The organism is Alteromonas macleodii ATCC 27126 (genome assembly GCF_000172635.2).
Classification (GTDB): Bacteria; Pseudomonadota; Gammaproteobacteria; order Enterobacterales; family Alteromonadaceae; genus Alteromonas; species Alteromonas macleodii.
Genome location: NC_018632.1, coordinates 965,749 through 990,870, shown reverse-complemented (window position 1 = coordinate 990,870; position 25,122 = coordinate 965,749). Strand labels below are relative to the sequence as shown.

At 45.6% G+C, this 25,122-nt stretch carries 20 protein-coding genes; 6 read left to right on the top strand and 14 right to left on the bottom strand.

Going from position 1 to position 25,122, the window contains the following annotated elements:
• Position 1: 1 nt before the first annotated feature.
• From ccmI to ccmA, 9 genes are all read right to left on the bottom strand, one after another.
• Complete coding sequence (ccmI, locus tag MASE_RS04230) at positions 2 to 1,333, bottom strand: c-type cytochrome biogenesis protein CcmI (RefSeq protein WP_014948519.1); 1,332 nt, start codon at positions 1,331 to 1,333, stop codon at positions 2 to 4.
• Positions 1,330 to 1,821, bottom strand: coding sequence for a cytochrome c-type biogenesis protein (locus tag MASE_RS04225; RefSeq protein WP_014948518.1), 492 nt, complete (start codon positions 1,819 to 1,821; stop codon positions 1,330 to 1,332). Before MASE_RS04225 ends, ccmI begins: the two co-directional genes overlap by 4 nt.
• A 2-nt stretch (positions 1,822 to 1,823) precedes the next feature.
• On the bottom strand, positions 1,824 to 2,525 hold the full coding sequence (locus MASE_RS04220; RefSeq protein ID WP_014948517.1) for a redoxin family protein: 702 nt from the start codon (positions 2,523 to 2,525) through the stop codon (positions 1,824 to 1,826).
• A complete protein-coding gene (locus MASE_RS04215; RefSeq protein ID WP_014948516.1) occupies positions 2,525 to 4,582 on the bottom strand; it encodes a heme lyase CcmF/NrfE family subunit in 2,058 nt (685 codons plus the stop codon). The genes MASE_RS04220 and MASE_RS04215 overlap by 1 nt, the downstream gene beginning before the upstream one ends.
• A gap of 3 nt (positions 4,583 to 4,585) precedes the next feature.
• Entirely contained in the window at positions 4,586 to 5,080 is a 495-nt protein-coding gene (gene ccmE, locus MASE_RS04210; protein WP_014948515.1) for a cytochrome c maturation protein CcmE, read from the bottom strand.
• A gap of 74 nt (positions 5,081 to 5,154) precedes the next feature.
• Entirely contained in the window at positions 5,155 to 5,364 is a 210-nt protein-coding gene (gene ccmD, locus MASE_RS04205; RefSeq protein WP_014948514.1) for a heme exporter protein CcmD, read from the bottom strand.
• 1 nt (position 5,365) lies between these two features.
• On the bottom strand, positions 5,366 to 6,157 hold the full coding sequence (locus MASE_RS04200; protein WP_014948513.1) for a heme ABC transporter permease: 792 nt from the start codon (positions 6,155 to 6,157) through the stop codon (positions 5,366 to 5,368).
• Entirely contained in the window at positions 6,157 to 6,822 is a 666-nt protein-coding gene (gene ccmB / locus MASE_RS04195) for a heme exporter protein CcmB (protein ID WP_014948512.1), read from the bottom strand. The genes MASE_RS04200 and ccmB overlap by 1 nt, the downstream gene beginning before the upstream one ends.
• Entirely contained in the window at positions 6,822 to 7,445 is a 624-nt protein-coding gene (ccmA, locus tag MASE_RS04190; protein ID WP_014948511.1) for a cytochrome c biogenesis heme-transporting ATPase CcmA, read from the bottom strand. Before ccmA ends, ccmB begins: the two co-directional genes overlap by 1 nt.
• Positions 7,446 to 7,725: 280 nt before the next feature.
• Between ccmA and MASE_RS04185 the strand changes: the two genes are divergently transcribed.
• Positions 7,726 to 10,323 carry a flagellar hook-length control protein FliK gene (locus MASE_RS04185; RefSeq protein WP_187289706.1) on the top strand — a complete coding sequence of 866 codons (2,598 nt, stop codon included), beginning with the start codon at positions 7,726 to 7,728 and terminating at the stop codon, positions 10,321 to 10,323.
• Between the two features lie 11 nt (positions 10,324 to 10,334).
• Positions 10,335 to 10,652 (top strand): EscU/YscU/HrcU family type III secretion system export apparatus switch protein, encoded by a 318-nt coding sequence (locus MASE_RS04180; protein WP_014948509.1) that lies wholly within the window; start codon positions 10,335 to 10,337, stop codon positions 10,650 to 10,652.
• A gap of 136 nt (positions 10,653 to 10,788) precedes the next feature.
• Here the strand turns inward: MASE_RS04180 and MASE_RS04175 are convergent, their stop codons facing one another.
• The 4 genes from MASE_RS04175 to MASE_RS04160 form a co-directional block, all read right to left on the bottom strand.
• Positions 10,789 to 11,985 carry an ABC transporter permease gene (locus MASE_RS04175; RefSeq protein WP_014948508.1) on the bottom strand — a complete coding sequence of 399 codons (1,197 nt, stop codon included), beginning with the start codon at positions 11,983 to 11,985 and terminating at the stop codon, positions 10,789 to 10,791.
• Entirely contained in the window at positions 11,969 to 12,790 is an 822-nt protein-coding gene (locus MASE_RS04170; protein ID WP_014948507.1) for an ABC transporter ATP-binding protein, read from the bottom strand. Before MASE_RS04170 ends, MASE_RS04175 begins: the two co-directional genes overlap by 17 nt.
• A gap of 316 nt (positions 12,791 to 13,106) precedes the next feature.
• On the bottom strand, positions 13,107 to 14,153 hold the full coding sequence (recA, locus tag MASE_RS04165) for a recombinase RecA (protein ID WP_014948506.1): 1,047 nt from the start codon (positions 14,151 to 14,153) through the stop codon (positions 13,107 to 13,109).
• A gap of 120 nt (positions 14,154 to 14,273) precedes the next feature.
• Positions 14,274 to 14,813, bottom strand: coding sequence for a CinA family protein (locus MASE_RS04160; protein WP_014948505.1), 540 nt, complete (start codon positions 14,811 to 14,813; stop codon positions 14,274 to 14,276).
• A gap of 143 nt (positions 14,814 to 14,956) precedes the next feature.
• On the opposite strand from MASE_RS04160, the gene mutS reads away from it, so the two are divergent.
• From mutS to MASE_RS04140, 4 genes are all read left to right on the top strand, one after another.
• Positions 14,957 to 17,578, top strand: a complete 2,622-nt coding sequence (mutS, locus tag MASE_RS04155; RefSeq protein WP_014948504.1) for a DNA mismatch repair protein MutS — start codon at positions 14,957 to 14,959, stop codon at positions 17,576 to 17,578.
• 156 nt (positions 17,579 to 17,734) lie between these two features.
• A complete protein-coding gene (locus MASE_RS04150) occupies positions 17,735 to 19,366 on the top strand; it encodes a CTP synthase (RefSeq protein ID WP_014948503.1) in 1,632 nt (543 codons plus the stop codon).
• Between the two features lie 58 nt (positions 19,367 to 19,424).
• Complete coding sequence (gene eno / locus MASE_RS04145) at positions 19,425 to 20,717, top strand: phosphopyruvate hydratase (protein ID WP_014948502.1); 1,293 nt, start codon at positions 19,425 to 19,427, stop codon at positions 20,715 to 20,717.
• 291 nt (positions 20,718 to 21,008) lie between these two features.
• Complete coding sequence (locus MASE_RS04140) at positions 21,009 to 22,100, top strand: polysaccharide lyase family 7 protein (RefSeq protein ID WP_014948501.1); 1,092 nt, start codon at positions 21,009 to 21,011, stop codon at positions 22,098 to 22,100.
• 175 nt (positions 22,101 to 22,275) lie between these two features.
• Here the strand turns inward: MASE_RS04140 and MASE_RS04135 are convergent, their stop codons facing one another.
• A complete protein-coding gene (locus MASE_RS04135) occupies positions 22,276 to 24,795 on the bottom strand; it encodes a poly(beta-D-mannuronate) lyase (protein ID WP_014948500.1) in 2,520 nt (839 codons plus the stop codon).
• Positions 24,796 to 25,122: the final 327 nt, after the last annotated feature.

Sequence of the window (25,122 nt, the reverse complement as noted above, 5' to 3'; positions counted from 1 at the left end):
CTTATAATTCCTTATCAATAATAACGCTTAGTGAAGATATTTCGTTGGCAGTAACGCTTGCACTCGCACTGCCTTGCCATTCGCCTTTTGAAACTGCCACATTACCATCTTTGGATAGTCTTGCGGTAACCATCACATCAGAAAGTGTGGCCAGCGTGAATTGTGGCATCATTGCGTTCTCTGTGGTTAGAGTAACGGATACGGGGAAGTCATCTATCGGCAATTTAACCACAGCAGCAGGCATTTTGTTGTCAGAGTTCGCATCTTGAGCGAACACTATCAAGAAACCGTCTTTAGGCGCTTCTGTGCTAGCGTCGTCAGATAAATTCACCGTAATATTAAAGCCGGTTTGCGCTTCGCTGCTATCACTTTGAGCTTCGCTACTAGCATTTTTCGCTTCGCTACTGGCATTTTGCGCTGTTGATGTATCAGTAATTTCAGCAGCTGTATTTTGTAGTGCTGCCATTTCACTGGTATTCCCTTGTAGCTCTTTTATACGCGCAACTAAACGCTGCGCCATGTCGCTATCTGCTGGCAACTTACCTTCAACTTGCTTATAAAAACGCTGAGTATTTTCAAGGTCGCCAAGTTGAGCAGAGACCACCGCCATCATCAACGCAAGATTATCATTTGCTGGATTATCGTTTAGCAAGCCCAATAAGATAGATTGTGCACGTTCTAAGTTGTTTACATCCCCTGTGGTCATCAAGGCCTGAGCAAGCGTAATGCGATTAGCAGAGTTAGACGGCGCCAAACTTACCGCTTTATCAATAGCTTCAATGGCCTGCACTTCTTGACCAATACTCAGCATCAATCTGCCAAAATACATCCATCCCGTGTCGTCTTCGGGCTCTTCTCTCAAACGCTGGCGTATAGCAAGAGCAAGGCTAGCAATGTCTTGTTGGGTCAGGTTATTCGCATTACCGCTGGCAAGCTGTTGACTCAACTCGGGCAACGCTTCAATGGCTTGGCTTGCCTGGGTAACACGACCCATTTGGTTTACTTGCGCATATACAATCACTCCGCAGGCTATCGCAAGCACGGCGCCAATCGCGAGCGGAAGTTTTGCATTACCCGTTTTATGAGATTGAAATGCGCTTTCATCTACCAGCGCTAGTTTTAGTTCGTCAACGGCTTGTCGTTTGTCATGTTCGCTGATCAAACCTTCTTGCACTTCACGGTCAAGTTCAGCAAGGCGCTGCTTAACAATTTGGGTATTGCTTAAACTATCTTGTTTTGCGTGATTTTTATTACGTAGCCATGGGAAAGCGACAATTAGTAGAACAAGCGTAATTAAGCCTGAAACAATAATATAAAACTCAGACCAACTCATTCTTTCTCTCGCTCCAACATTTCATCTGCTTTAGCTAACTTAGCGGCCATATCTTCTGGTGGTGTTACCGATTTGCGGCGAATCACCACAATTAGGGCAATAAAAATAAACAAAACAGGGCCAGCCCAAAGCCACAAGGTCGCAGCCGTAACCGGCGGTTGATAATGTACAAAATCGCCATAGCGCGACTTCATAAAATCAATCACTTCTTGCTCTGTTTTGCCTTGCTTTAGTAACGCGTACACTTTTCGGCGCATGTCGTGAGCAATCATGGCATCGCTATCAGCAATATTCTGGTTTTGACACATAGGGCAACGTAATTCTGCGGTAAGCTTTAAAAAGCTTTCACGCTGAGCTGGCGTGTCGAAAGAAAACTTATCTTCAGCTGCACTTACTGAAAAAGTGCTAAACACAAACAGCAGCGTAAAAACGCTTAGCATAGTGGCTTTAAAGAACGCGTGACCGTGGGAGGAAGTGTTCGATAACATAATTATTCCCCTCCCTGTGCACTTGCGGTGCTCTGATTATTCTTTTCATTAAGCGTGTTCGACAATGTAGGCTCTGAGTCCATAACTGCATCTACATCTACCTTTTTGCCATTGCCTGTTTTGCCAGATGCTTCTGCCACCAACTTGTTATATAGCGGGCCAACTTTGGAGTTCCAAACACGCTCGTTAATATCGCCTATGTGGTGCATACGAATAATGCCTTCAGCGTCGATAACAAAGTGTTCTGGCGCTCCTGTTACTCCAAGGTCGAGCGACGTATCGCGATAGACATCAAAAATATTATATGCATATGGGTTACCGTATCGGCTGAGCATGTCGGTAACTTCTTGCTGAACACGGCTCAGTGTTTTTGTACCAAAGTCTGGGTCTAAGTCCTGATCAAAATACAAACCCACAATGTGAACGTTTTGTTCGTTCTTTAGCTGAGTGAGGTACGGCATCTCAACAGCGCAGGTCACGCACCATACACCCCATACATTTAAGATGGTGACCTTGCCCCTTAAATCTTCAGGTGTATAGGTCACCTCTGGCTTCATCAGGTCTGGCAGTGAGAATGCAGGTAACGTCTTATCCTGAACCTGAGAATCTAACTCTCTGGGATCAGAAAAAAGCCCTTTAAACAGAAAAATGACCAGCAAAGAAAACAACACTAACGGAATAGCAACGAGTGGTGCTTTTTTCATTATGCGCCCCCTTTCACTGACGCATTTGATGGAGTGGATACTTGACCATGAGATTGCTCAGCGTCGCTTTCACCTTTCCCACCAAATACACGTTTTATCTTTTTTACTTTAGCCATACGGTAACGTTTGTCGCTAATAGAGAAGATACCGCCTATAGCCATAACCACTGCGCCCGCCCATAGCCAGATCACAAATGGCTTAATATAAATACGGATGGCCCATGCGCCATTGTCTAAAGGCTCGCCCATAGCGATAAATAAATCTCTTATAGGATTTGAGTGAATAGCGGCTTCAGTCATCGGCATACGCTGTACGATATACAAACGCTTTTCTGGCTCTAGATGCGCGATCAATTCACCGTCTTGATAAACATCGAATACGCCTTTGTCCGCCTCAAAGTTCGGACCTTGAACTTTGACGACATCTCTAAAGCTAAAGTCATAACCGCCAAGAGAAACGGTATCGCCGATGTCCATGCGAACATCCCGCTCCATTTCGTAGTTTGAAACAAGGGTAATACCGATAATGCAGATAGCAAAACCCACATGGCCCAGCACCATTCCCCAGTGACTTGGCGTAAGCTTGCGAAGTTTAACTAGCACCGATGCATTATCACTGTTACCTGATGGCATAGCCGATAAGCGCTGCATCACCTCTTGCACCGTAGTAACGAGGATCCAAAACACTAATATCATGCCTAAAACGCCCATATAGGTTGGTTCATCATAGGCAAAGTTAACTAGTACACCGGCACATAGCGCAATACCGCCAGCGATTAATAGCTGTTTTTGTAATTCACTGGCTTTTTGCTGTTTCCAGCGCGTAAGCGGGCCAAGACCGAGCATTAGTACGAATGGCACAATCAATAACGTGAACATTTGATTGAAGAACGGAGCGCCTACCGAAATACTGCCTAGACCTAACTCTTTATGTACAAGAGGCAGTAGTGTACCCAACAATACAACCAGTGTTGCTGCGCACAAAAATACATTGTTACCCATTAACAACACTTCACGGGAAAACGCTTGATAGCGGCCTGGGCTTTTAAGTGAAGCAGCACGCATAGCATAGAGCAGTAAACCAAAGCCACTAAGTACAATCAATATTCCTAGTATAAATAAGCCTCGGGTAGGATCGCTTGCAAACGAGTGCACCGAAACAATTACCCCTGAACGTACTAAGAAGGTGCCAAGTAAACTCAAACTAAATGCGGCAATAGCAAGCAGTACGGTCCACGACTTAAACGCCTTTCGCTTTTCGGTTACGGCTAGCGAGTGCATTAGCGCAGTACCGACCAACCAAGGCATGAAAGAGGCGTTTTCTACTGGATCCCAGAACCACCAGCCACCCCAGCCAAGTTCGTAATACGCCCACCAGCTACCTAGCGCAATGCCCACGGTGAGAAACGCCCAAGCAGAAATAACCCAGGGCCTTGACCAGCGTGCCCAGGTTGAGTCTAGCTGGCCTGAAATTAATGCTGAAATTGCAAAAGCAAACGCGACAGAAAAGCCAACATAACCCATGTACAGCATAGGCGGGTGAATGATCATGCCAAAATCTTGCAGCAGCGGATTAAGATCTCGTCCATCTACCGGGAAAAACGGCAGCATGCTGTTAAACGGGTTTGAGGTAAGCAGCATGAATAAGTAAAAACCGATGCCCACCATTCCCAACACCGACAGCACTCTTGCAACCATTGCAAGAGGAATACCCTTGCTGAATATCGCCACTGCTACTGTCCATATGGAAAGCATCAACACCCACAGCAGAAATGAGCCTTCGTGGCCGCCCCACACGGCGGTAATTTTATAATAAATAGGAAGTCGACTATTTGAGTGCTGGGCAACATACGCCACACTGAAATCGTCAGTCACAAAGGCATAGGTTAAGCATACATAGGCAATAAGCGTGAAGGTAAATAAGCCTATCGCCAGCGGTTTGGCCGTTGCCATTAACGCTTCGTGCTGACGGTGAGCGCCCCATAGCGGATAAACGGCCAATAATATAGAGAGCACTAGCGCAAGCGTCAGCGCAATATTTCCAATCTCTGGCACCATTATTTACTTGCCTCCGCTGCCGGTAGACGACTCGTAGGAAGGCATATTTTCAGGTTTAACGTGCTTAATGCCCTTCATTTTTTCAGCTAGCTCAGGCGGCATGTATTCTTCATCGTGCTTAGCCAGCACTTCCTGCGCTTTAATGCTGCTTGCACCAGTAAGTACACCCGTTGCTACAATGCCTTGGCCTTCGCGGAATAAATCAGGAAGGATGCCGGTGTAAGTCACAGTCACCGTTGGGCCAGTATCGATAAGGTCAAAGCTCACAGCTAAGCTTTCTTGATCCCTTTTCACACTGCCAGGTACCACCATACCGCCTATACGAAGACGCTGGCCAACCTGCGGTTTCTGGCCGTTTTTACCTTCAATGATTTCGCTTGGCGTATAGAAAAGGTCAATACTGTCGTTTAGGGCGTAAAGCATCAATCCAATTGCACTTACTATTAAAAAACCGATAATTCCCACTACGGCTAGTCGCTGCTTTCGTCTCGGGTTCATGCAACTCTCACTTCGAAAAAACTAATAAACAATAAAAACGCAAATGAATGCTAAGTTCACTTTTCACATTAACACTAGGTGTTTACTTGCTGTTGCTGTCGTGCTTTTTTAATACGCGCTTTGCGTTCTTTTTCCACCACTACCTGCTTTAACAGGTCGCGATGTTTACTAAAACTCTGAATAGCGATAATGCCCATTGCTAAGAACGTAACGCCAAACGAAAGCCATACATAAAATGCATAGCCTCCCATATTTAAAAAATCGGCAAAGGATTCAAACTGCATCTTAACTGCCCTCTTTTAAACTAGCAGTAGCCGCATCACCAGGTTGTTGATTTAATGCTTTATTCATTGCTAGCGCTTGTACCCAAGGTCGGTGCATTTCTCTAAGCACAATCTCATTACGTAATCGTACAGTGGTAACAGCTCCAATAAAAAAAGCGAAGCCCAGCAGGTTAATTAACAACGGCCACAGCATTTCAGGGGCAATTGAAGGGTTGTCGAATTTACTGATAGTCGCCCCTTGATGCAACGTATTCCACCACTCTACCGAGTAGTGAATAATGGGGATATTTACTACGCCTACAAGCGCCATTACGCCTGCGGCTTTACCCGCCTGCTGTTTATCTTCAAAAGCACCGTAAAGCGCAATCACGCCCATGTACAAGAAAAGCAGAATAAGCTCTGAAGTTAGGCGTGCATCCCACACCCACCAAGCGCCCCACATTGGCTTGCCCCAAGCGGCGCCGGTGAACAGAGCAATAAACGTCATTACTGCGCCGATAGGCGCCATAGCAATCATGCTCATATAAGCGGTGCGCCACTGCCAAACCATACCCACCAAGGCCGCAATCGCCATGGCAACATAGGTGCCCATAGACAAAATGGCGCTAGGTACATGTATATAGATGATTCTAAATGAATCGCCCTGCTGATAATCTTGAGGCGCAAAGGCCAGCCCCCACACGGTGCCTACGCTTAAACACGCTAGAGCGCCAACCCAAAACCAAGGCTGTAAAGTTAAACAAAGCTGATAGGCTCGCTCTGTTTTTGCGTAGGGATGTAACCACTTCCACATTAGTTTTGACTCACTTTTAAAGAATATGCGATGGCAAACGGTGCCAATGCCGCAGCCAATAAAAGCATGGCGGCAATAATAGCAAGTTGCGCATGATAAGGTAATTGCAGTGCGGCAGAATCCACAGCCGACGTGGCAAATATCAGTAACGGAATAAAGACAGGGATAAGTAGCAGTGCCAACAGCACTCCACCTTTTTGCAATCCAACGGTAAGCCCTACTGCAATGGCACCAATTAAGGAAAGTAACGGCGTCCCCAATATCAAGGTTAAGACAAGGGCGATATACATATCGACCGTTAAATTCAAAAACATGGCGAGTAGCGGAGACAACAGCAATAATGGTACAAAGCTAACCAGCCAATGGGCAGCCACTTTTACCGCACTCACCGCTGGTAATGGCATACCAGATAACATGTACTGCTCTAGCGATCCGTCTTGAAAGTCATCGCGAAACAGCCTTTCCATCGCCATGAGCGATGACAAAATTGCCGCAATCCATATTACCCCTGGTCCAATGCGTTGAAGGGTGTCGGGAGACGGACTAACGCCTAAGGGAAATAAGGTCACCACCATCAGCAAAAACATCAGAGGCTGCACTAATTCTGCTTTTTGCTTGAACGCAACCTGCATGTCGCGCTTAAAAATTCCTTGGTAAAGTGACATTAAAAGCGGTACTCCAAATCGAATACACGGTGTTCCCCTGCAGTTTCTGATAGGTGTTGATGCGAAGTAGTAATGATAAGACCGCCGCGACCCACGTGCTCTTTCATACTTTTTTCAAGCATGTGAACCCCTTTTACATCAAGCGCTGTAAACGGTTCGTCCAGTATCCACACCTTTGCTGGCTTTAGCCACAGTCTCGATAGCGCCACACGACGCTGTTGACCGGCCGATAAATACCTTACGGGCACATCTTCAAGTCCAACTAATCCCACTTTCTCTAATACATCAAAAAGCGTGTTAACAGGCACCGATACATTATGTTGAGCTAGCCAGAACGATAGATTATCTAGGGCAGAGAGACTGCCGTTAGTTCCGCTTTTATGGCCAAGATAAAAAAGGTCTTGGTAATAACCTGTCTTGTCCGCTGAAATGTCCATGCCGTTGTACAATACTGCACCTGAATCAGGTGAACTCAGTCCTGTTAAAATGCGCAGCAAGCTGGTTTTCCCTGCACCGTTAGGACCGCGTAAATACAGCAACTCACCGGGTTCGACAACCAGTGAAAGCCCTTCAAAAAGGGTTCTGTCTCGTTTGCTGCAGGTTAATTCGCGCGCCTCTAACACTACCTGGCTACTCCAACCTTAAAAAGAGGTTCTAAAAAATGGCGCTAGTCTACCACATGAACGCTTTTTCGCAGTCGCGAATTCCAATTAAATATGATTTACTTCAATGACAAAGGTATTTTTCCTGAGAGCCATCCGTCGTGAGTAAGTGTTATCCCTCCGCCTAAAGGATGAATTCTTTTGCTTCATCTTATCAACTGGTTAATAACGAAACTGCCAAACAGAGCTTTGCTATACTCAAATAAGTAAGGAAAAGCGCGACATTGCCGATATCTCAATTATGACAACACCACTATCATCTCTATTGGCAGCCGCTCTAAATCAAACAACTGGCCCGACGTCGCCTGTCTCGGCCGCTTTATCGTCTACAGATGCCCCTACTCAAGGATCGAGTCGAGGAGCAACGCCTGTGATTGCCAACGCTGCGCTTTCGCAGGCTACCGCTTTAGACAATGCAGCGAAAGTGATAGTTGAACGCTTGCCTGAACGAGTGCTATCGATAACGATGACATCGAGTAATGCATCGTCAAATTTAGCGCCGTCGGTCGCCCAAGTATTGCACGTTGTCTTACCCGCAGAAGTTAGCGCTAAACTCTCCAAACACGCTATTCATAATGCGCAAATTGCTCTTCTGCCCCGAACTTCAGACCAGGTCTCAAACCCAGAAACGAAAAGTGTTCAAAATGCTCCGCAGAGTCAGTTAAGCGCTCAGTCTGCAATACTCTTTTCTACAAGTTTGTCTCAACAAGGCGCGTCATTGTCTGCGCCTGATAAAGCTGAATTACTGAAAGCCGTGGCACAAGCGCTTGCTGCAAATAACGCCGCCGTTACGCTTAAGGGTCAGCTGTCTATTTCTACAAAGAGCGAAAACTTTGGGCAACTCATTCTCACCACGGCTAAAAACGAGGGTGTTCCCCTTACAGACATAAACACTGAAAAGCTGGATAGCACGGCGAAAGCAGCGCTTCAAAAGCTGGTCGGCCAGCAGGGCGTTATAGGACTAAGCCGAGCTAGCAACGGTGGAATCGCGCTGCAAATCTCTCAAGGTTTTTCCAATGGAAGCGCTGCCCCAAGAGCCAACCACAACAATTTCGCCACTATCACCCATAAAGATGTAAGTACCAACTTACAGCAACAGCTAATTTCCAGCGCTCTTAAGCAAGGCGGCGTTGCTGTTGAGCATAACTTGAGTAACCCGCCACAACTTAACGCGCTGTTACAAAGTTCAGGTGCAGACACCAGCGCGTTAAAAGTGCTCTCAGCGTTAACCTTAACGGGTAGCAAACTCTCAATTCGCACTGCGCAACAAAGCGCGTTATTACAAATAAGTTTGCCGCAGAGCAAGGCCCCTTCCCTTTCAGCTCCAACTTTGAATCTGGAGCAGGTAAATAAACTTGACCTTACACAATTACCAAAAGTGACGGCGAAAGGGCTCGATGCCGTCACGGGAAATAGCTCGCTCGAAGCCTCTTCATCCATTACAAACCTAAAAGCAGCGGCTCCCACATCGCTTAAAGGAACGGATGTACACAACGCAATTAGTACACTTTCTCGGGTATTACTGAGCCAAACAGGCAGTACCAGCCAAGCATTAAGCCAACTCGTTGCTATTGTTGAGAATGGAAAGTTACCGCCCAGTAGCGGCGCTCCTCAAACACATGGAGCCCAGCATTTCGATAAAATTTTGCAGCACCTAAAAGGCCTTGATGCACTCAACGCGAAGCCTTCGCAAGTCAAAATATCTAATGGAGCGTTTATCGGACCGCCTAAGCCTTCCAGCGAACAACTGCTAGCAACAGCAAAAGCTATATTGACGGAAGGGAAAGAAACCGCTTCAGCAGAGAATAATGGCATGCAAGGAAAAGACGGTGGGAGTAAATCTTCTCTTGTATCACTTGCCTCTATCGCACAAGCGTTAAGCTCACAGGCAAAAGGCTTATCAAATAGCTTACTGAGCAACATCGCTGCTCAACTTGCGGCTACACAAGGTAAAGGCGCAGAGATACCACCAGTGGTTTCAGATAGTCACGTCACTATAGCGGGTTCAAAATCAAACGAGAGCGTAGCTAGCGAGAACGTAGGCGCTGTCGGCGATTTAAAAAACGGCGCGAAAAAACTAACGCCCGATATGAACGAGCAAGGATTGTCGCAACGCTTGCAGCAGCTTATATCCTCACAGGCGCTGGTTACCACACCAATAAACTTATCCTCACCCGTAAACGCTTCCAGCTTCGTTCAAGGGCTGGTCGCCTTAGTTCAATTAGCACTAGCGGGGCGTGCCATGCAGCGTCAGCCTGGCCTAAAAACGCAAATAGATGCGCCTGACTCTATCGTTTCAAAAACGTTAGCGAATATGGGGGTAACGACTCAACCAAGTCGCGTTAGCCAAGACATGAACCAGTTAGACGGCAGACAACAGCTGCTTTCTCAACTTAAAACGCTACTAAGTAGCCACCAGCAAAACAAAATTGCTAATGTAGATAGCCGTATTCAAGGGCAAGATAGTTTCTATTATATATTGCCATCACTTTCACAACATCAAAGTCCACCAGAACTCTTGATAAAACGAGAGCTGGGTGGCCAGAACAATAAGCACGCACAAGCAGGCCAACGTTCTCTTTGGAATATCACGATGAAGCTGGACATTGGTGGCAGCGGACAAGTTTTGGCAAAATCAAAAATTGATAAAAGCACCATTACGTTAGACTTATATGCATCCAACGATGAAGTACTTAGGCGCATTGGCGATACCCTACCCTATTTGCAAAAACGTCTTACTTCGCTCGGCCTGGTTGTTGAAAACACCAGCTACCAGCGAGGCCACATTCCGGACACATTAAATTCGCGTCCTCATCAAATCTTTGAAACTAGGGTTTAGGTAAAGCGTTTATGACTGATTCCCAAAAGACAAAACGCGCCATCGGACTAAAATATGACGGCGGCGATAAGAAAAACGCACCTAAAGTGGTAGCAAAAGGCTACGGAGATTTGGCGGAAGCCATTATAGCCATGGCTGAAGAAACCGGGATATTAATTCATGAAGACCCTTACTTAAGCGAAGTCCTTGCTACCCTTGATGTGGGGCAAGATATCCCTGAATCGCTGTATTATGTAATTGCCGAGTTGCTGGCCTATTCTTATGTCCTTCAAGGAAAAATCCCTCCTGGTTGGGAGGGAATTATCAAGCGTATCGACTTTGAAGTGTAGTAAACACAAAACTAAAGTGTATTGAACCTTCACTTCGAGTATCAATTTTGTCCACCACATAAAAAAGCCTTGCTTCAATAAAGAATAAGCCCGCGTTTAGCGGGCTTGTTACAAGAATGCTAGATAAGTAGTTTTGTTATCTAAACAGAACCTTTTCTTTATTAAACCAATGGATACAGAAGAAAATCAGTCCGGTTGCAATCACTGCGGTAGACGTAAATATGCCAAAGAGTGCAAAGTAGTCCATGGTACCTTTGAACAGCTCTTTCATCGCTAGGGCAACGTTAGTCAGCGGTACCCAAACCCAGCCGCCTTTAAGCTCTACACCAGGCATCATGGCTATAATTACAGGGAAAATAACCACCATAATTAACGACCCCATGTAGCTTTGCGCCTCTTTAAACGAGCGAGCATAAATTGAAAGTGATAGTAGAATAGCGGCGAAAACTGCCACCACTGGCACCAACATTAGAAAGATCAGCAGGAAGTCCACAAGACCAATCATCGACATGATCTTAACCACAAACTCAACGGCCATGCCTTGCGATAACACCAGTCCCCATATAGCCATGGAAGAAACGGTAATAAGCGCAGTAATTATCCCCGCAGTAGCGATAGTAAAGAATTTACCCAGTACCAGCTTATGACGGTCCATGGGCGATATAAGTAGTGTTTCTAATGTACCCCGCTCTTTCTCACCGGCACCTAAGTCAGCCGCTGGGGCCATAGCGCCTTGAAGGCACAAGATGAAGATGAAATATGGCAGCATACCGCCTAAGCGTTCACCCCACACTTCGCGATCGTCGGCGACATTTTGCTTTTCTATCTTGATTGGCTTTAGCAAGGCCTCTTGCTGAGTTTCATCTAGATTAAGCTGCGCAAAAGCGGTTTGTTGGAATGCATCGGTATATTCATCAATGATGTCGGATACGCGCCCCACCACCTTATTTAAGCCAGCATCGTTGAGATAAAGCTCAATGTTATGCTGACCTGAACGCAAAACGTTGCTATCAAAGGTTTCGGGAATAACCAAAACAAAATCCACCGTTTCGTTTTTGATGAGTTTGGCGTAGTCAGTCTCATCGCCAATCGCAACCGGTTCGAATTTATCTGATGCGTCGTTAAAAGACTGTACAATTGCTGGCGCGTAAGCTTCACCAACTATCGCGTATTTCAGTATTTTATTTTCCGCTTTATCCGCCGCTGAACTCATGAAAAAGAACGCGACACCGAAAATAGCTGGGAATAATAAAAGCGGTAGACCAATCATGAATATGATGGTTTTCTTATCCCGTAATAGTTCTTTGAATTCCTTTTTAAAGATTAACCACATTACCCATCTCCTCAGAATCCAATGATAGTGTTTTTAGGAAGCTCTTATGCATTTGCCCGCCAGCCCCGTCATTACCAGACAAAGCGCTAAAGGCGGCTAGCGAATCGTTAAATACCGTTTCACCTTGGTTAATCACGGTCACCTTGTCGCAAAGGGTTTGCACCTCATCAAGGTGGTGAGTAGAGAAAATAACCGGGGTACCTTTATCTTTAAGGCGCTGAATAAATTCCATCACGGTACTCGTTGCCATAATATCAAGGCCGGTTGTGGGTTCATCAAGCACCACTAGTTCAGGCTCGTGTATAACGGCGCGAGCAATAGAAACTTTTTGCTTCATCCCTGATGAGAAATTCTCGGCACGTCTATCAAGGAAGGTTTGCATATCGAGTAAATCAGCCAACTCTTCAATACGCGCGTTAATCACATTTTTTGGAATACCGTGCAACTCACCGAAGTAGCTAATATTCTCTCGGCCACTCAAACGACCATAAAGGCCCGTTGAGCTAGATAAAAAGCCAATTTTTTTACGGGCAATATTAGGGTTAGAAAGCACATCCTCACCACCAATGATAACTTTTCCGCTATCAGGCTTTAGTGCTGTAGAAAGCATGCGAAGTGTAGTTGTTTTGCCAGCTCCATTTGGCCCTAACAGCCCAAGTACCTGTCCTTTTTCGCACGTAAACGACACATCCCTTACCGACTGGAAATAGCGCCCTTTTAATCGCGGGTCCTTTTTTTCCTGTTCGCTAAGCTTTTTTGGGTTCTCCACCTCAAAACGCTTAGCAAGGCCTGATATTTCAATCATTTCCCTTCCCTCTTCTCACGTGTGAACAGTAGCACCGTTCATTATTGTTGTAGGCTTGCTTTGCTGTAGCCGCAAATTATGCCGTTCTATTTGTTTAAAATTGTTTTAGCGTACTAACCAGCTTTGGCAGTAATGGCCATTGCACCCTAGTAGTCTGTACTTACAAATATTTATTACAGCATTCCTTGTTTTTATTTGTTGTACAAGTTTCAGCCTTGCATTAAGTGTTAGTAAATATTTCTTAATATACCCTTTGATGAAGCCATAAAAAAACCCACCTAGCGGTGGGTTCTTAATATACGGTTAAGCGCTAATTTTACTCAGGAAGCACATCGTCTTCTTGCTGAGGTACCGCTTCCTCTGCTTTCATTGTCTTAGAAAGCAAAAGTTCTTGGCGGATCTTGGTTTCAATCTCGTTTGCGATCTCAGGGTTCTCTTTCAAGAACTTCATTACGTTCGCTTTACCTTGACCAATGCGGTCGCCCTTGTAGCTATACCAAGCACCCGCTTTATCAACTAGCTTTTGCTTAACACCAAGGTCGATAAGCTCAGCTTCTTTGCTGATACCTTCGCCGTAGCGGATCATAAATTCAGCTTGTTTAAACGGAGGTGCAACTTTGTTCTTCACTACCTTAACGCGAGTTTCGTTACCAACTACCTCGTCGCCTTCTTTCACTGCACCAATACGGCGAATGTCTAGACGAACAGAAGAGTAGAACTTAAGCGCGTTACCACCGGTTGTAGTTTCTGGGTTACCAAACATAACACCAATCTTCATACGAATTTGGTTAATGAAGATACACAGTGTATTTGAACGCTTGATGTTTGCAGTAAGCTTACGCAACGCTTGCGACATTAGACGCGCCTGAAGACCAACGTGAGAATCACCCATGTCACCTTCAATTTCAGCTTTAGGTGTAAGCGCCGCTACCGAGTCAACAATAACAACATCTACCGCACCTGAACGTACAAGCATGTCGCAAATTTCTAGCGCTTGCTCACCAGTATCAGGCTGAGATACCAATAGTTCGTCGATGTTTACGCCTAGTTTTTCAGCATATACCGGGTCTAGTGCGTGTTCAGCATCAACGAAGGCACAGGTTTTACCCTTGCGCTGCGCTTCAGCAATAACTTGAAGCGTTAGCGTGGTTTTACCTGATGATTCTGGCCCGTAGATTTCAACAACACGTCCACATGGCAAACCGCCTATACCTAGAGCGATATCAATGGTAAGTGAGCCAGTAGAAATCGCTTCAATATCCATGGCTTGGTTATCGCCTAAGCGCATGATTGCGCCTTTACCAAATTGCTTTTCAATTTGGCCAACTGCGGCGGTTAAAGCTTTTGATTTGTTATCGTCCACGTATGTATCCTCTAGGATTTGCGGTTAAATTCTGTATTGGTGTTTTCCATATCTTGTATGAAATTACCAAATAATGATCACATTCTATACTGTACAAGCATACAGTTTCAACCAGTGTTTTTAATTTTCACTCAACATTTTAACTAAGTGAGTAATCGCAAAGCTAATAGCGTGTTGACGTACTTCGTCGCGATTGCCGCTAAACACCTGTTTAATTTGCGCTTCGTGTTCTCCACATAAAAAGCCAAACCATACCGTGCCCACTGGTTTTTCTTTGCTACCACCGCCAGGACCGGCAATGCCACTCACCGTTACAACAAGTTGCGCTCCGCTATTACGGCGCACGCCCTCTGCCATTTCAATTACCGTTTGCTTCGACACCGCGCCGTACTCTTTTAGCGTCTGCTCTGTTACGCCCAGTATGCTTTGCTTTGCGTCATTAGAGTACGTCACCCAGGATTGGTTAAACCAATCAGAGCTGCCAGCCACACTGGTAAAAGCAAAAGCAACTCCTCCGCCCGTACACGACTCGGCGCTCGATACGGTCCAACCTTTGTTCCTGAGTGCGTCACCCAACACATGGACTTGCGCAGATAATGCGCTATCAAGTGTTAAAGGGGTGGCGTTTGCTGTCGAATCAGTTGAAAATGTTGTGCTCATTTGGATATACCTAATTACACCTGTTGTGCTTTATCAGATCTTCGCTTGATCTTAGTGGGCGTGAGTTTATCATTTATTCCCCTCAACAGGCATTAAACCCAGCAACAAATTCGCAGAGGCATTTTTTGGAATCACATACTCCTATGATGCGCCAATACCTGACTATTAAGGCGCAGCATCCGAATATTTTACTGTTTTATCGCATGGGCGACTTTTATGAGTTGTTTTACGACGATGCCAAAAAAGCTGCTGAATTACTGGATATTTCATTAACAGCCAGAGGAAAATCTGGTGGTGAACCCATTCCGATGGCAGGTGTGCCTTATCACGCGGTGGAAAGCTACCTGTCACGCTTAGTGAAAATGGGCGAGTCAGTAGCCATTTGCGAACAGGTAGGCGACCCAGCCACTAGTAAAGGCCCTGTTGAGCGCGCGGTACAACGTATTGTTACGCCCGGTACAGTCACCGACGAAGCGCTGTTAGAAGAACGTCGCGATAATATCTTGGCCGCCGTTTGTGGTCACAGTATGCACTATGGCCTGGCAACCCTAGATGTTACGAGCGGTCGTTTTGTTGTGTTTGAATGTGACAGCGATGAAAGCCTACTTGCTGAAATTCAGCGCATTAATCCAGCTGAACTGCTCTATCCTGAAGGATTTGAAAGCCTAGCATTAGTTGAAAACCGCAAAGGACTTAGACGCCGTCCTGAATGGGAATTCGACATTGATACCGCCACAGAGCAACTAAACGCGCAGTTTGAAACCAAAACATTAGATGGCTTTGGAATAAAAGGCGTCACTAAAGGCTTAGGCGCAGCGGGCTGCGTTTTACAATATGTAAAGGATACCCAGCGCACTGCTCTGCCTCACATTCGCCGCATTCAGACCGAACAGCAAGACAGCCGCGTGCAGCTTGATGCTGCCACCCGCAGAAACCTAGAACTTACCCATAATTTGTCGGGCGGACAGGAAAATACGCTGTTCAGCGTGATGGATACCACCACTACGGCCATGGGTAGTCGTATGCTACAGCGTGTTATTCACTCGCCTTTAACCGACCAGCATGAACTGCACAGCCGCTTAGATGCTGTTGAAACGTTTATTAATGATGACCCTGAAGATATTCGCACCGCGTTAAAGCACATTGGTGATATAGAACGTATTATGGCGCGCTTAGCCCTTCGTTCAGCGCGGCCACGCGACTTCGCTCGCCTAAAAAATGCCTTTAACGCCCTGCCTGACTTACAAGATGCTCTAGCTCGGTTCGACACAGGGCAAATCCGAAGTATTAGCGAAACCATTGGCACTTACCCTGAACTTCAAGCCCTGTTAAATGATGCCATTATCGATAACCCACCAATGGTAATACGCGATGGCGGCGTAATTGCCGAGGGCTACAACGCCGAACTTGATGAATTGCGCAAGCTATCGCAAGGAGCTACCGACTACTTAGACGCTATGGAACAGCGTGAGCGCGAGCGCACCGGCATTTCTACGCTAAAAGTGGGCTATAACAAAGTTCACGGGTTCTTTATTGAAATTAGCCGGGCGAACAGTGCATTAGCGCCTGCTGAATATATTCGAAGACAAACCCTTAAAAACACTGAACGTTATATAACGCCAGAACTTAAAGAGCACGAAGATAAAGTGCTAAGCAGTCAGGGCGCTGCGCTTGCTCTTGAAAAGCAGCTTTATGAAGCTCTGTTTGACAACTTTGCGCCGCACTTAAACAACTTAATTGAAACCGCCGCGGCGCTAGCCAAATTAGACGTGCTGTGCTGTTTTGCCGAACGCGCAGTCTCCCTTGATTGGTATCGACCTCATTTGAGTCAAGAATGTGCGCTTACTTATGATGCCGGTCGCCACCCTGTGGTTGAGAACGTGATGAAAGACCCCTTCATTGCCAACCCGCTTCAGCTAGATACCGAGCGCCGCATGCTGATTATTACTGGCCCGAACATGGGCGGTAAATCAACCTATATGCGCCAAACCGCGCTGATTGCCCTGTTGGCCTGTATTGGCAGTTTTGTACCTGCAGAAAATGCCCACATAGGAAAGCTTGATCGCATCTTTACCCGTATAGGCGCATCAGATGACTTAGCCTCAGGTCGTTCTACCTTTATGGTTGAGATGACAGAAACGGCGAACATTCTAAACAATGCCACAGAAAACTCTCTGGTATTAATGGATGAAATAGGCCGTGGTACCAGTACCTATGATGGATTGTCTCTGGCGTGGGCATGCGCGAGTTATTTGGCAAAACAGCTAAATGCTTATACGCTTTTTGCCACTCATTATTTCGAACTTACTGAACTTCCAGAAACGCAAAGCGGCGTAGTGAATGTGCACTTAGACGCGATGGAGTTTGAAGATACCATACGCTTCATGCATACCGTATCAGAAGGTGCGGCGAGCAAAAGCTTTGGTTTACAGGTTGCCCAACTTGCAGGCGTACCGAAGGCGGTAATAAAAGCAGCGCAACAAAAACTCGCGGTGTTGGAATCATCACACCTTATGACCAGCACGGAAGACGGATCAGAGAAAGCCAACGATGAGTCTTTTGTAGCGAAGAGCTCGGTAAAAGGTGTAAATAAAACAAGCGCATCAGTTAAAGTCACATCAAATACTAAAGGCCAAGCTGAAATGCTATTCCCTGATAAGCCGCACCCGGTTGTAGAAGCCCTTGAAAACTTATCACCCGATGAGTTATCACCGCGCCAAGCGCTAGACCTTATCTACACACTTAAGCGCCTGAGCCAATCTTAAACCAAGCTTAAGCGCGTATAAATTGCGCATCATGTGGGCAAATTGATTGTCTGCCCACATGAATTTGCGTATACTATCGCCCCGTCCAAAGTGTAGCTGGTTTTGTTCTAAACTCAGCCTATATTTACCATACAACCCAAACGTTCTAGGTTTCGCATGACAAATTATATTTTCGTCACCGGTGGTGTAGTTTCATCGCTAGGTAAAGGTATTGCTGCAGCATCGTTAGCCGCAATTCTGGAAGCTCGCGGTCTCACCGTAACCATGTTAAAACTCGACCCTTACATCAATGTCGACCCGGGCACTATGAGCCCTATCCAGCATGGTGAAGTATTTGTTACCGATGACGGCGCTGAGACCGACCTTGATCTTGGTCACTATGAGCGTTTTATTCGCACCCGCATGACTAAGCGCAACAACTTCACTACCGGCCGTGTATATGAAGAAGTGTTAAAGCGCGAGCGTCGCGGTGATTACCTTGGCGCAACCATTCAGGTTATTCCTCATATCACCAATGAAATTAAGCGCCGCGTAATTGAAGGTGCTGAAGGTCATGATGTAGCTATTGTTGAAGTAGGTGGAACGGTTGGTGATATCGAGTCACAACCTTTCTTAGAAGCTATTCGTCAGCTTGGTACCGAAGTAGGCCGTGAACGCGCTATGTTCATGCACCTAACGCTTGTACCTTATATGCCAGCATCAGGTGAAGTAAAAACTAAGCCTACGCAGCATTCGGTAAAAGAGCTTCGCTCGATTGGTATTCAGCCAGATATTCTAGTTTGTCGTTCGGTAGGTGCACTGCCGGCCAGTGAGCGCTCGAAAATCGCCCTATTCACAAACGTTGCCGACAAAGCCGTTATTTCTTTGAAAGACGTAGACAGCATTTACCGCATTCCTGCTGCACTTAAAGCACAAGGCATGGATCAGCTGGTAGTTGACCGTTTCGGTCTTGAGTGTGAAGAAGCCGACTTATCTGAATGGGAACAAGTACTTTACGCTGAGTCTAACCCTACTGCTGAAGTTAATATTGGTATGGTAGGCAAGTATGTTGAGCTACCTGACGCTTATAAGTCTGTAAACGAAGCGCTTAAGCACGCTGGCCTTAAAAATCGTCTGACCGTGAATATTCACCACATCGACTCGCAAGACGTGGAAAGCAAAGGTACCCAAATTCTAGAAAAACTAGATGCTATCTTGGTGCCTGGCGGCTTTGGCGAACGCGGTATAGAAGGTAAAATTGCTGCTGCTCGTTATGCCCGTGAAAACAAAGTCCCTTACCTTGGCATTTGCTTAGGTATGCAGGTAGCGCTTATCGAGTACGCGCGCAATGTTGCAGGTATGGAAAATGCGAACAGCACAGAGTTCGACCCTGAAACGCCTTATCCTGTTGTGGGCCTAATCACTGAGTGGTTAGACGCAGCTGGTACAACTGAAACTCGCACTGAAAACTCAGATCTTGGTGGTACTATGCGCTTAGGCAGCCAGCTTTGCCACCTTATTGACGGCACAAAAGTGCATGAGATGTATGGCAGCACAGAGATTTATGAGCGTCACCGTCACCGTTATGAAGTGAACAATAACCTACGCGACCAAATCGAAGCAGCTGGATTAAAGGTAAGTGGTTTGTCCACTGACAAGCGACTTGTAGAAGTAGTAGAAATCCCTGATCATCCTTGGTTCATTGCGGGCCAATTCCACCCTGAGTTCACATCAACTCCTCGGGATGGACACCCATTATTCACTGGTTTCGTTGCTGCGGCAGGAAAATACCAGAAAGAAAATCACTAATTTCTAATAAAAGGGCGCTCTCTCCCGTTGCGCCCCATTCAATTGTTGAGGAAAAAACATGGCGAAAATTAGTCGCATTATCGGACGCGAAATCTTAGATTCACGCGGAAACCCTACCGTAGAAGCAGATGTTTACTTAGAATCAGGCGTAATGGGCCGAGCTGCAGCACCTTCTGGTGCATCTACTGGTAGCCGCGAAGCACTAGAGCTACGCGACGGCGACAAGTCTCGTTACCTAGGTAAAGGTGTAACAAAGGCAGTTGCAGCAGTTAACGATACCATCGCGCCAGCACTTATCGGTAAAGATGCACTAGCGCAAGCTGATATCGACGGCATCATGATTGACCTTGATGGCACTGAAAACAAAGAAACCCTTGGCGCGAACGCAATCCTAGCGGTTTCACTTGCAGTAGCGAAAGCAGCGGCAGCAGAGAAAGGCGTAGCACTTTACGAGCACATTGCAGACCTAAACGGTACATCTGGTCAATTCTCTATGCCAGTACCAATGATGAACATCATCAACGGTGGTGAACACGCTGACAACAACGTAGACATTCAAGAGTTCATGGTACAGCCAGTTGGCGCGAAGAGCTTCAAAGAAGCGCTACGTATGGGTGCAGAAATCTTCCACGCTCTTAAGAAAGTACTGTCTGCTAAAGGTCTTAATACAGCAGTTGGTGACGAAGGTGGTTTTGCGCCTAACCTAAGTTCAAACGCTGAAGCGCTTGCTGTAATCGTAGAAGCCGTTGAAAACGCTGGCTACAAAATGAATGAAGACATCACCCTTGCACTAGACTGCGCGGCGTCTGAATTCTATAAAGAAGGCAAATACGTACTATCTGGTGAAGACAAGAGCTTCGATTCAGAAGCGTTTGGCGATTACCTTGCTGACCTTTCTTCACAATACCCAATTGTATCTATTGAAGACGGCCTGGACGAAAGCGACTGGGACGGCTGGGCAAGCCTAACTAAGAAGATTGGCGACAAAGTACAGCTAGTTGGTGACGACTTGTTTGTAACTAACACTAAAATTCTTAAGCGCGGTATTGATAACGGTATTGGTAACTCAATCCTTATCAAGTTCAACCAAATCGGTTCACTAACTGAAACCCTTAACGCTATTAAAATGGCAAAAGATGCGGGCTTTACGGCAGTTATCTCTCACCGTTCTGGTGAAACTGAAGACGCCACTATTGCCGACCTAGCAGTAGGTACAGCAGCGGGCCAAATCAAGACGGGTTCACTATGCCGTTCTGACCGCGTTGCTAAGTACAACCAATTACTTCGCATTGAAGAAGCTCTTGGTGACGCTGCAACTTACAAAGGCCGTAGCGAAATCAAAGGTCAATAAAAAAGGCTCATTGAAAAGTCTTTATTGTGGACTGTTAACACAACATTGTTGTTAACCATCGTTTTTTTAAAAGCCAGTTAGCATTGCTATCTGGCTTTTTTATTACCCCTTGATCTAAATCTACAGCGAACCCACCACAAACCTTACCAATAACTAAAAAATGTAAAACCAAATTAAACTAATTGGTAAACCAATGGCGATATTGTTACTATGAAGTTGCGGAAACATTAACCTATGCTATGCGACCGCAGCCCTACGTATACTGCATTAATTACATAATAAGGCCTGTTTATGAAAGCAATTTTGCCAATCCAAAAGCGCTGGCTTGTTATCTCTAGTACATTCTCTAGTGTACTCGCCACTGCATTAGCAACCACAAGTCCAGTATGGGCGGAAGACCTCGCGCTGCCTGCACAACAGTATGATTTAAGTGAGTGGTATTTATCGTTACCTGCAGACGGTAACAACGATGGAAAAGCTGACAACATTTCTGTTGAAGACCTTCAATCTTTTACGCATCCTTCGTTTTTCTATTTGAATAACGAAGGTGGATTGGTGTTCACCAGCCCTAACAAAGCATTAACTACAAAGAACTCTACAAATACGCGAAGCGAACTGCGCCACATGCTGCGTGGCAACAATAAGTCAGTTAAAACACAGTCAGCAGAAAATAGCTTTACCGTTGCCAGTAACCCCATAGCGCGACGCTTTGCCCGTGTGGGTGGAAAAATGCAGGCCACATTGAAAGTGAATCATGTAGCGCTAAGAGCTAAGTATCCCGAGAAACCACCAGCATATTCTGTGGTTGTAGGCCAAATTCACGCAACTAAATGGAAAAAGAAAGTAAAAGGCTTTGGCTGGGGCAATGAACCGCTAAAAATATATTTTAAAAAATGGCCTGAACACGAAACCGGCTCGGTATTTTGGACCTATGAGCGAAACCTTCCTAAAAGCGACCCAAAACGCAAAGACATTGCCTATCCTGTTTGGGGTAACCTGTGGACTGACAGTACCGACCCTGGCGCTCAAGGCATTAAGCTTGATGAGACGTTCAGCTACACCGTGAACGTTCATGGCGATATCATGCACCTTAGGTTCGAGTCAGAAAATCATGAAACCATTGAGTATTCCATTAACCTTGCCAATGCCGTTGATGCGTATGGACAGGTAGATAAATACGATCATCCCTACGGTTATACCCTTGATTGGAACTACTTCAAAGCTGGCGCCTATAACCAGTGCAGCACAAAAGACGCCCCCGCATTCTGGTATCCGGCCTGTTTAGGCACGGGTAATTGGGAAGAAGATGAAAAAAATGGTGACTACACGCGAGTAACCTTTACTGAACTTACGGTGACAGAAAGTACACCAGAAGAGAACTAGAAAAGCCTTTGTTATTCACTGCGATTGTGAATACATAAAAAATGCCCCCTTTATTGGGGCATTTTTGTTTATCTTACCGACAAAAATACTTGTTGGCGAAAAGGCTACAGCTTCAATACTCGCTTAACTGATATACCAAACTGCTTTGCCTAGTTAATTTGTTTAGTTGATTTTTTTAGTTACTCTGAGCCGGTGCTTCCCACGTTGAATAAGGCCCAACCATATTTTCTTCAATAAAGATAAGGTCGTCCAGCGCTGCACCAATACCGGCATCGCTACCCGTACCTTCCACTAACTTATTCGCAGTGGGTTCACTCAAGCTTGCACCGTCTTCTGAATTGTCAGCCAATATGTTGCCATCAACACCATCAACCAAAGATGTGTTATCGCGCTTTGGCATTATCGGTGTTAAATCAGCAACGGTTTGAGCATAAATATGGTTATTATCATAGTCAGAATCGTTATCTAATGCACAACCATGAGCAGGATATTCATCTTGCTTAATCGCTGTAGCACCAGCACCAGAAGCCGTGCCGAAGATGTTGTTGTCTGCGCTTTGATTAGCAATAAGGTTACTGTCGAAGTCCAAGGTGTAATCAAGATTAGTACAGTTTTCTGCGCCGTCGCGAGAAGAATCATCTTCAAACTGAATGGCGTTAGTTGTATTTAATATCGTGTTACGAGCAATAACCGTATTTAAATCAAGGCCTGCATCAATCAGTGTTTGCGTAGATGAGTTACCGCTGTCGATATAATCAGAATCGATATGCAGTGCTGCGCGGTCTGAAGAATTAGTAATGATGTTAGCAACAAAGTTGTCGGTAATTGCATGGCCTAAAGGCGTGAAAGCAATACCACCGTCTTTATTATTAGTACCTTCTACTCCGCCAACGGTTGCCGTATAAGGTTCTCCGCTTGAGATAATGATATTTTGCGACACGGTATTACCATAGCCATTTCGCAACTCGACATTCCCCCAAGAATTTACAATCGTGTTGGCATGAATACTATTACCGCCACCTTGAACAATAATAAGACCACGATCCACAAGTACGCGATCGAAACGGTTATATTGAACCACATGTTCGCCGCGACCCGCGCCATCGCCACTACCAGAGCGACCAACTTGAACAGCGTGGCTACCAGAGTCCGTATCAAATTCTCCATCACCGTCAATAGTGGTAGGTAGGAAGTCTTTGAACAGATTGTATTGAACAATGTTACGCTGATGATCGCCCAATGAGTTAGGCGTGTCACCGACACCTAGGAACATGCTAATCGCAGAACCTTCTTCAGCTTCGTTAACGCTTTTACCAGTAAATAGGTTACGTTCAATAATATTGTCGGTACCACTAACCGTAATGTAGTGAGACTCGTCACTTGAACCTAAATTAGGTCGCGTAGCACCTGAGTCGCTCAAGAAACTAGAGTTTTTAATAGTGTTGCCAGAGCCGTTTAGGTCAATTGAACCACGACCTTCACCGCAGCTCCCCGCAACGGGTATCACTAACTCTTCAAACACAAGACCGTCTAATACTACGCCGCTAACTGACGAACTGAATGCAATACACGTAGTGCCTGAAATGACTGCGTTAGTTTCTGCTACCCGTTTAATAAGAATATTATTTTGTGCGATAGAAAGCTCCGCCATGTCTTCATAATCATCTGCAGTATCACTTGTATTTAATACATCCGCGATACCAATTGAATCGCCTTCTTGCGCGTTAGCTAGCGCTGCAGTGAGCGACACTTCACCTTGCACATAAAACGTAAATATCTGGTCATCTGCACTTTTCGACAGGTTTTCTTCATAGTTCGCATCATCGGTGTAAGATAGGTTAACTGAAAGCACTTTGCCTAAGTCAGCGTCTGTTACGACTAATGTTGCTTCTGTTGCACCATCGATATTGACCGCTGCAGACAAATCTTCGCCAACGTTACGCGATTGCCACTGGTAACTAATTTCACCTGAAACGCCATTGGCATCAACAGGGGTAGGTGCAGTAAGCGTGGCACCTACTGTTAGCTCACCAGTAATTGGGTCATCAAGCGAGCCAGTTTCATTATCAGCCGGTACTGGTGCAATAGCTTCAGTAGGCTCAGAGGTAATTGATTCGTCAAATCCACTATCGTCAACATATGAAGCCATAGCCGTAATGGCAGTTCCTTCGTAAGCCTCAACAAGTTCAAGCGAATTAGATACTGCTCCTTCGATAACAGCGCCGTCTGAGGCCCAGCTGTAAGTTACGGTGCCAGACAAACCATTATCGTCTGTTATGTCTGCCGTTAACGTTTGCCCTACCGTTGTAGAGCCTGAAACGGTAATAACACCCTCAAAGTTAACAGGCAGCGCTTCTACTACCTCGGTTTCTTCTGTAGTAAAGCCTTCACGCGTGTTGCCCAGGTCGACGTACGTAACCGCTACACGAATACGTGTACCAGCTTCACTTACCGTAAGCGTGTAAGACGCATCGGTTGCATCTGCTATTGGTGTACCATCTGCAAACCACGTAAACACCACTGTGTTTTGATCAATACCGTCAGGGTCACTGACTGATGCAGTTAACGTCTCTCCTTCCTTAGCCGTTCCAGAAAGAGATAAGGCACCAGGCTGGTTTGTAGCACCATCATCACCACCGCAACCCGCAAGCCCTAGGCTTAAGGCGCTAAGCGTTAAAATACTTATTTTTTTCATTATTACTCTCGCTGCTTATTTTCTTTGATGCTGATAAACCCCACTGCCAAAAACTTACCAATAGAGAAAACCAACCTTACCAATATATACAACCAAAATAGTTATTGGTATGTAACCACAAAGAATTTATTATTACCACCAGAAAAACAAACTGATAACATTTATTTGACATCGAGAACCAGTAACCACTGAACACCAAAACATTAATGGATTGATTTATATATATTTAATAGCCTTTTAGCAGATAAAAGCACGATCTACATCTTTTGGCTATCCGTCTCATAGATAAGCGAAATAATGACAATTTTAATTATTTTCTTGTAAATT

What these genes read in the sequence shown, in the direction of transcription:
- ccmI (WP_014948519.1), bottom strand. Translation starts at nt 1,333, where the DNA reads ATGAGTTGGTCTGAGTTTTATATTATTGTTTCAGGCTTAATTACGCTT.
- MASE_RS04225 (WP_014948518.1), bottom strand. Translation starts at nt 1,821, where the DNA reads ATGTTATCGAACACTTCCTCCCACGGTCACGCGTTCTTTAAAGCCACT.
- MASE_RS04220 (WP_014948517.1), bottom strand. Translation starts at nt 2,525, where the DNA reads ATGAAAAAAGCACCACTCGTTGCTATTCCGTTAGTGTTGTTTTCTTTG.
- MASE_RS04215 (WP_014948516.1), bottom strand. Translation starts at nt 4,582, where the DNA reads ATGGTGCCAGAGATTGGAAATATTGCGCTGACGCTTGCGCTAGTGCTC.
- ccmE (WP_014948515.1), bottom strand. Translation starts at nt 5,080, where the DNA reads ATGAACCCGAGACGAAAGCAGCGACTAGCCGTAGTGGGAATTATCGGT.
- ccmD (WP_014948514.1), bottom strand. Translation starts at nt 5,364, where the DNA reads ATGCAGTTTGAATCCTTTGCCGATTTTTTAAATATGGGAGGCTATGCA.
- MASE_RS04200 (WP_014948513.1), bottom strand. Translation starts at nt 6,157, where the DNA reads ATGTGGAAGTGGTTACATCCCTACGCAAAAACAGAGCGAGCCTATCAG.
- ccmB (WP_014948512.1), bottom strand. Translation starts at nt 6,822, where the DNA reads ATGTCACTTTACCAAGGAATTTTTAAGCGCGACATGCAGGTTGCGTTC.
- MASE_RS04185 (WP_187289706.1), top strand. Translation starts at nt 7,726, where the DNA reads ATGACAACACCACTATCATCTCTATTGGCAGCCGCTCTAAATCAAACA.
- MASE_RS04180 (WP_014948509.1), top strand. Translation starts at nt 10,335, where the DNA reads ATGACTGATTCCCAAAAGACAAAACGCGCCATCGGACTAAAATATGAC.
- MASE_RS04175 (WP_014948508.1), bottom strand. Translation starts at nt 11,985, where the DNA reads ATGTGGTTAATCTTTAAAAAGGAATTCAAAGAACTATTACGGGATAAG.
- MASE_RS04170 (WP_014948507.1), bottom strand. Translation starts at nt 12,790, where the DNA reads ATGATTGAAATATCAGGCCTTGCTAAGCGTTTTGAGGTGGAGAACCCA.
- MASE_RS04160 (WP_014948505.1), bottom strand. Translation starts at nt 14,813, where the DNA reads ATGAGCACAACATTTTCAACTGATTCGACAGCAAACGCCACCCCTTTA.
- mutS (WP_014948504.1), top strand. Translation starts at nt 14,957, where the DNA reads ATGATGCGCCAATACCTGACTATTAAGGCGCAGCATCCGAATATTTTA.
- MASE_RS04150 (WP_014948503.1), top strand. Translation starts at nt 17,735, where the DNA reads ATGACAAATTATATTTTCGTCACCGGTGGTGTAGTTTCATCGCTAGGT.
- eno (WP_014948502.1), top strand. Translation starts at nt 19,425, where the DNA reads ATGGCGAAAATTAGTCGCATTATCGGACGCGAAATCTTAGATTCACGC.
- MASE_RS04140 (WP_014948501.1), top strand. Translation starts at nt 21,009, where the DNA reads ATGAAAGCAATTTTGCCAATCCAAAAGCGCTGGCTTGTTATCTCTAGT.
- MASE_RS04135 (WP_014948500.1), bottom strand. Translation starts at nt 24,795, where the DNA reads ATGAAAAAAATAAGTATTTTAACGCTTAGCGCCTTAAGCCTAGGGCTT.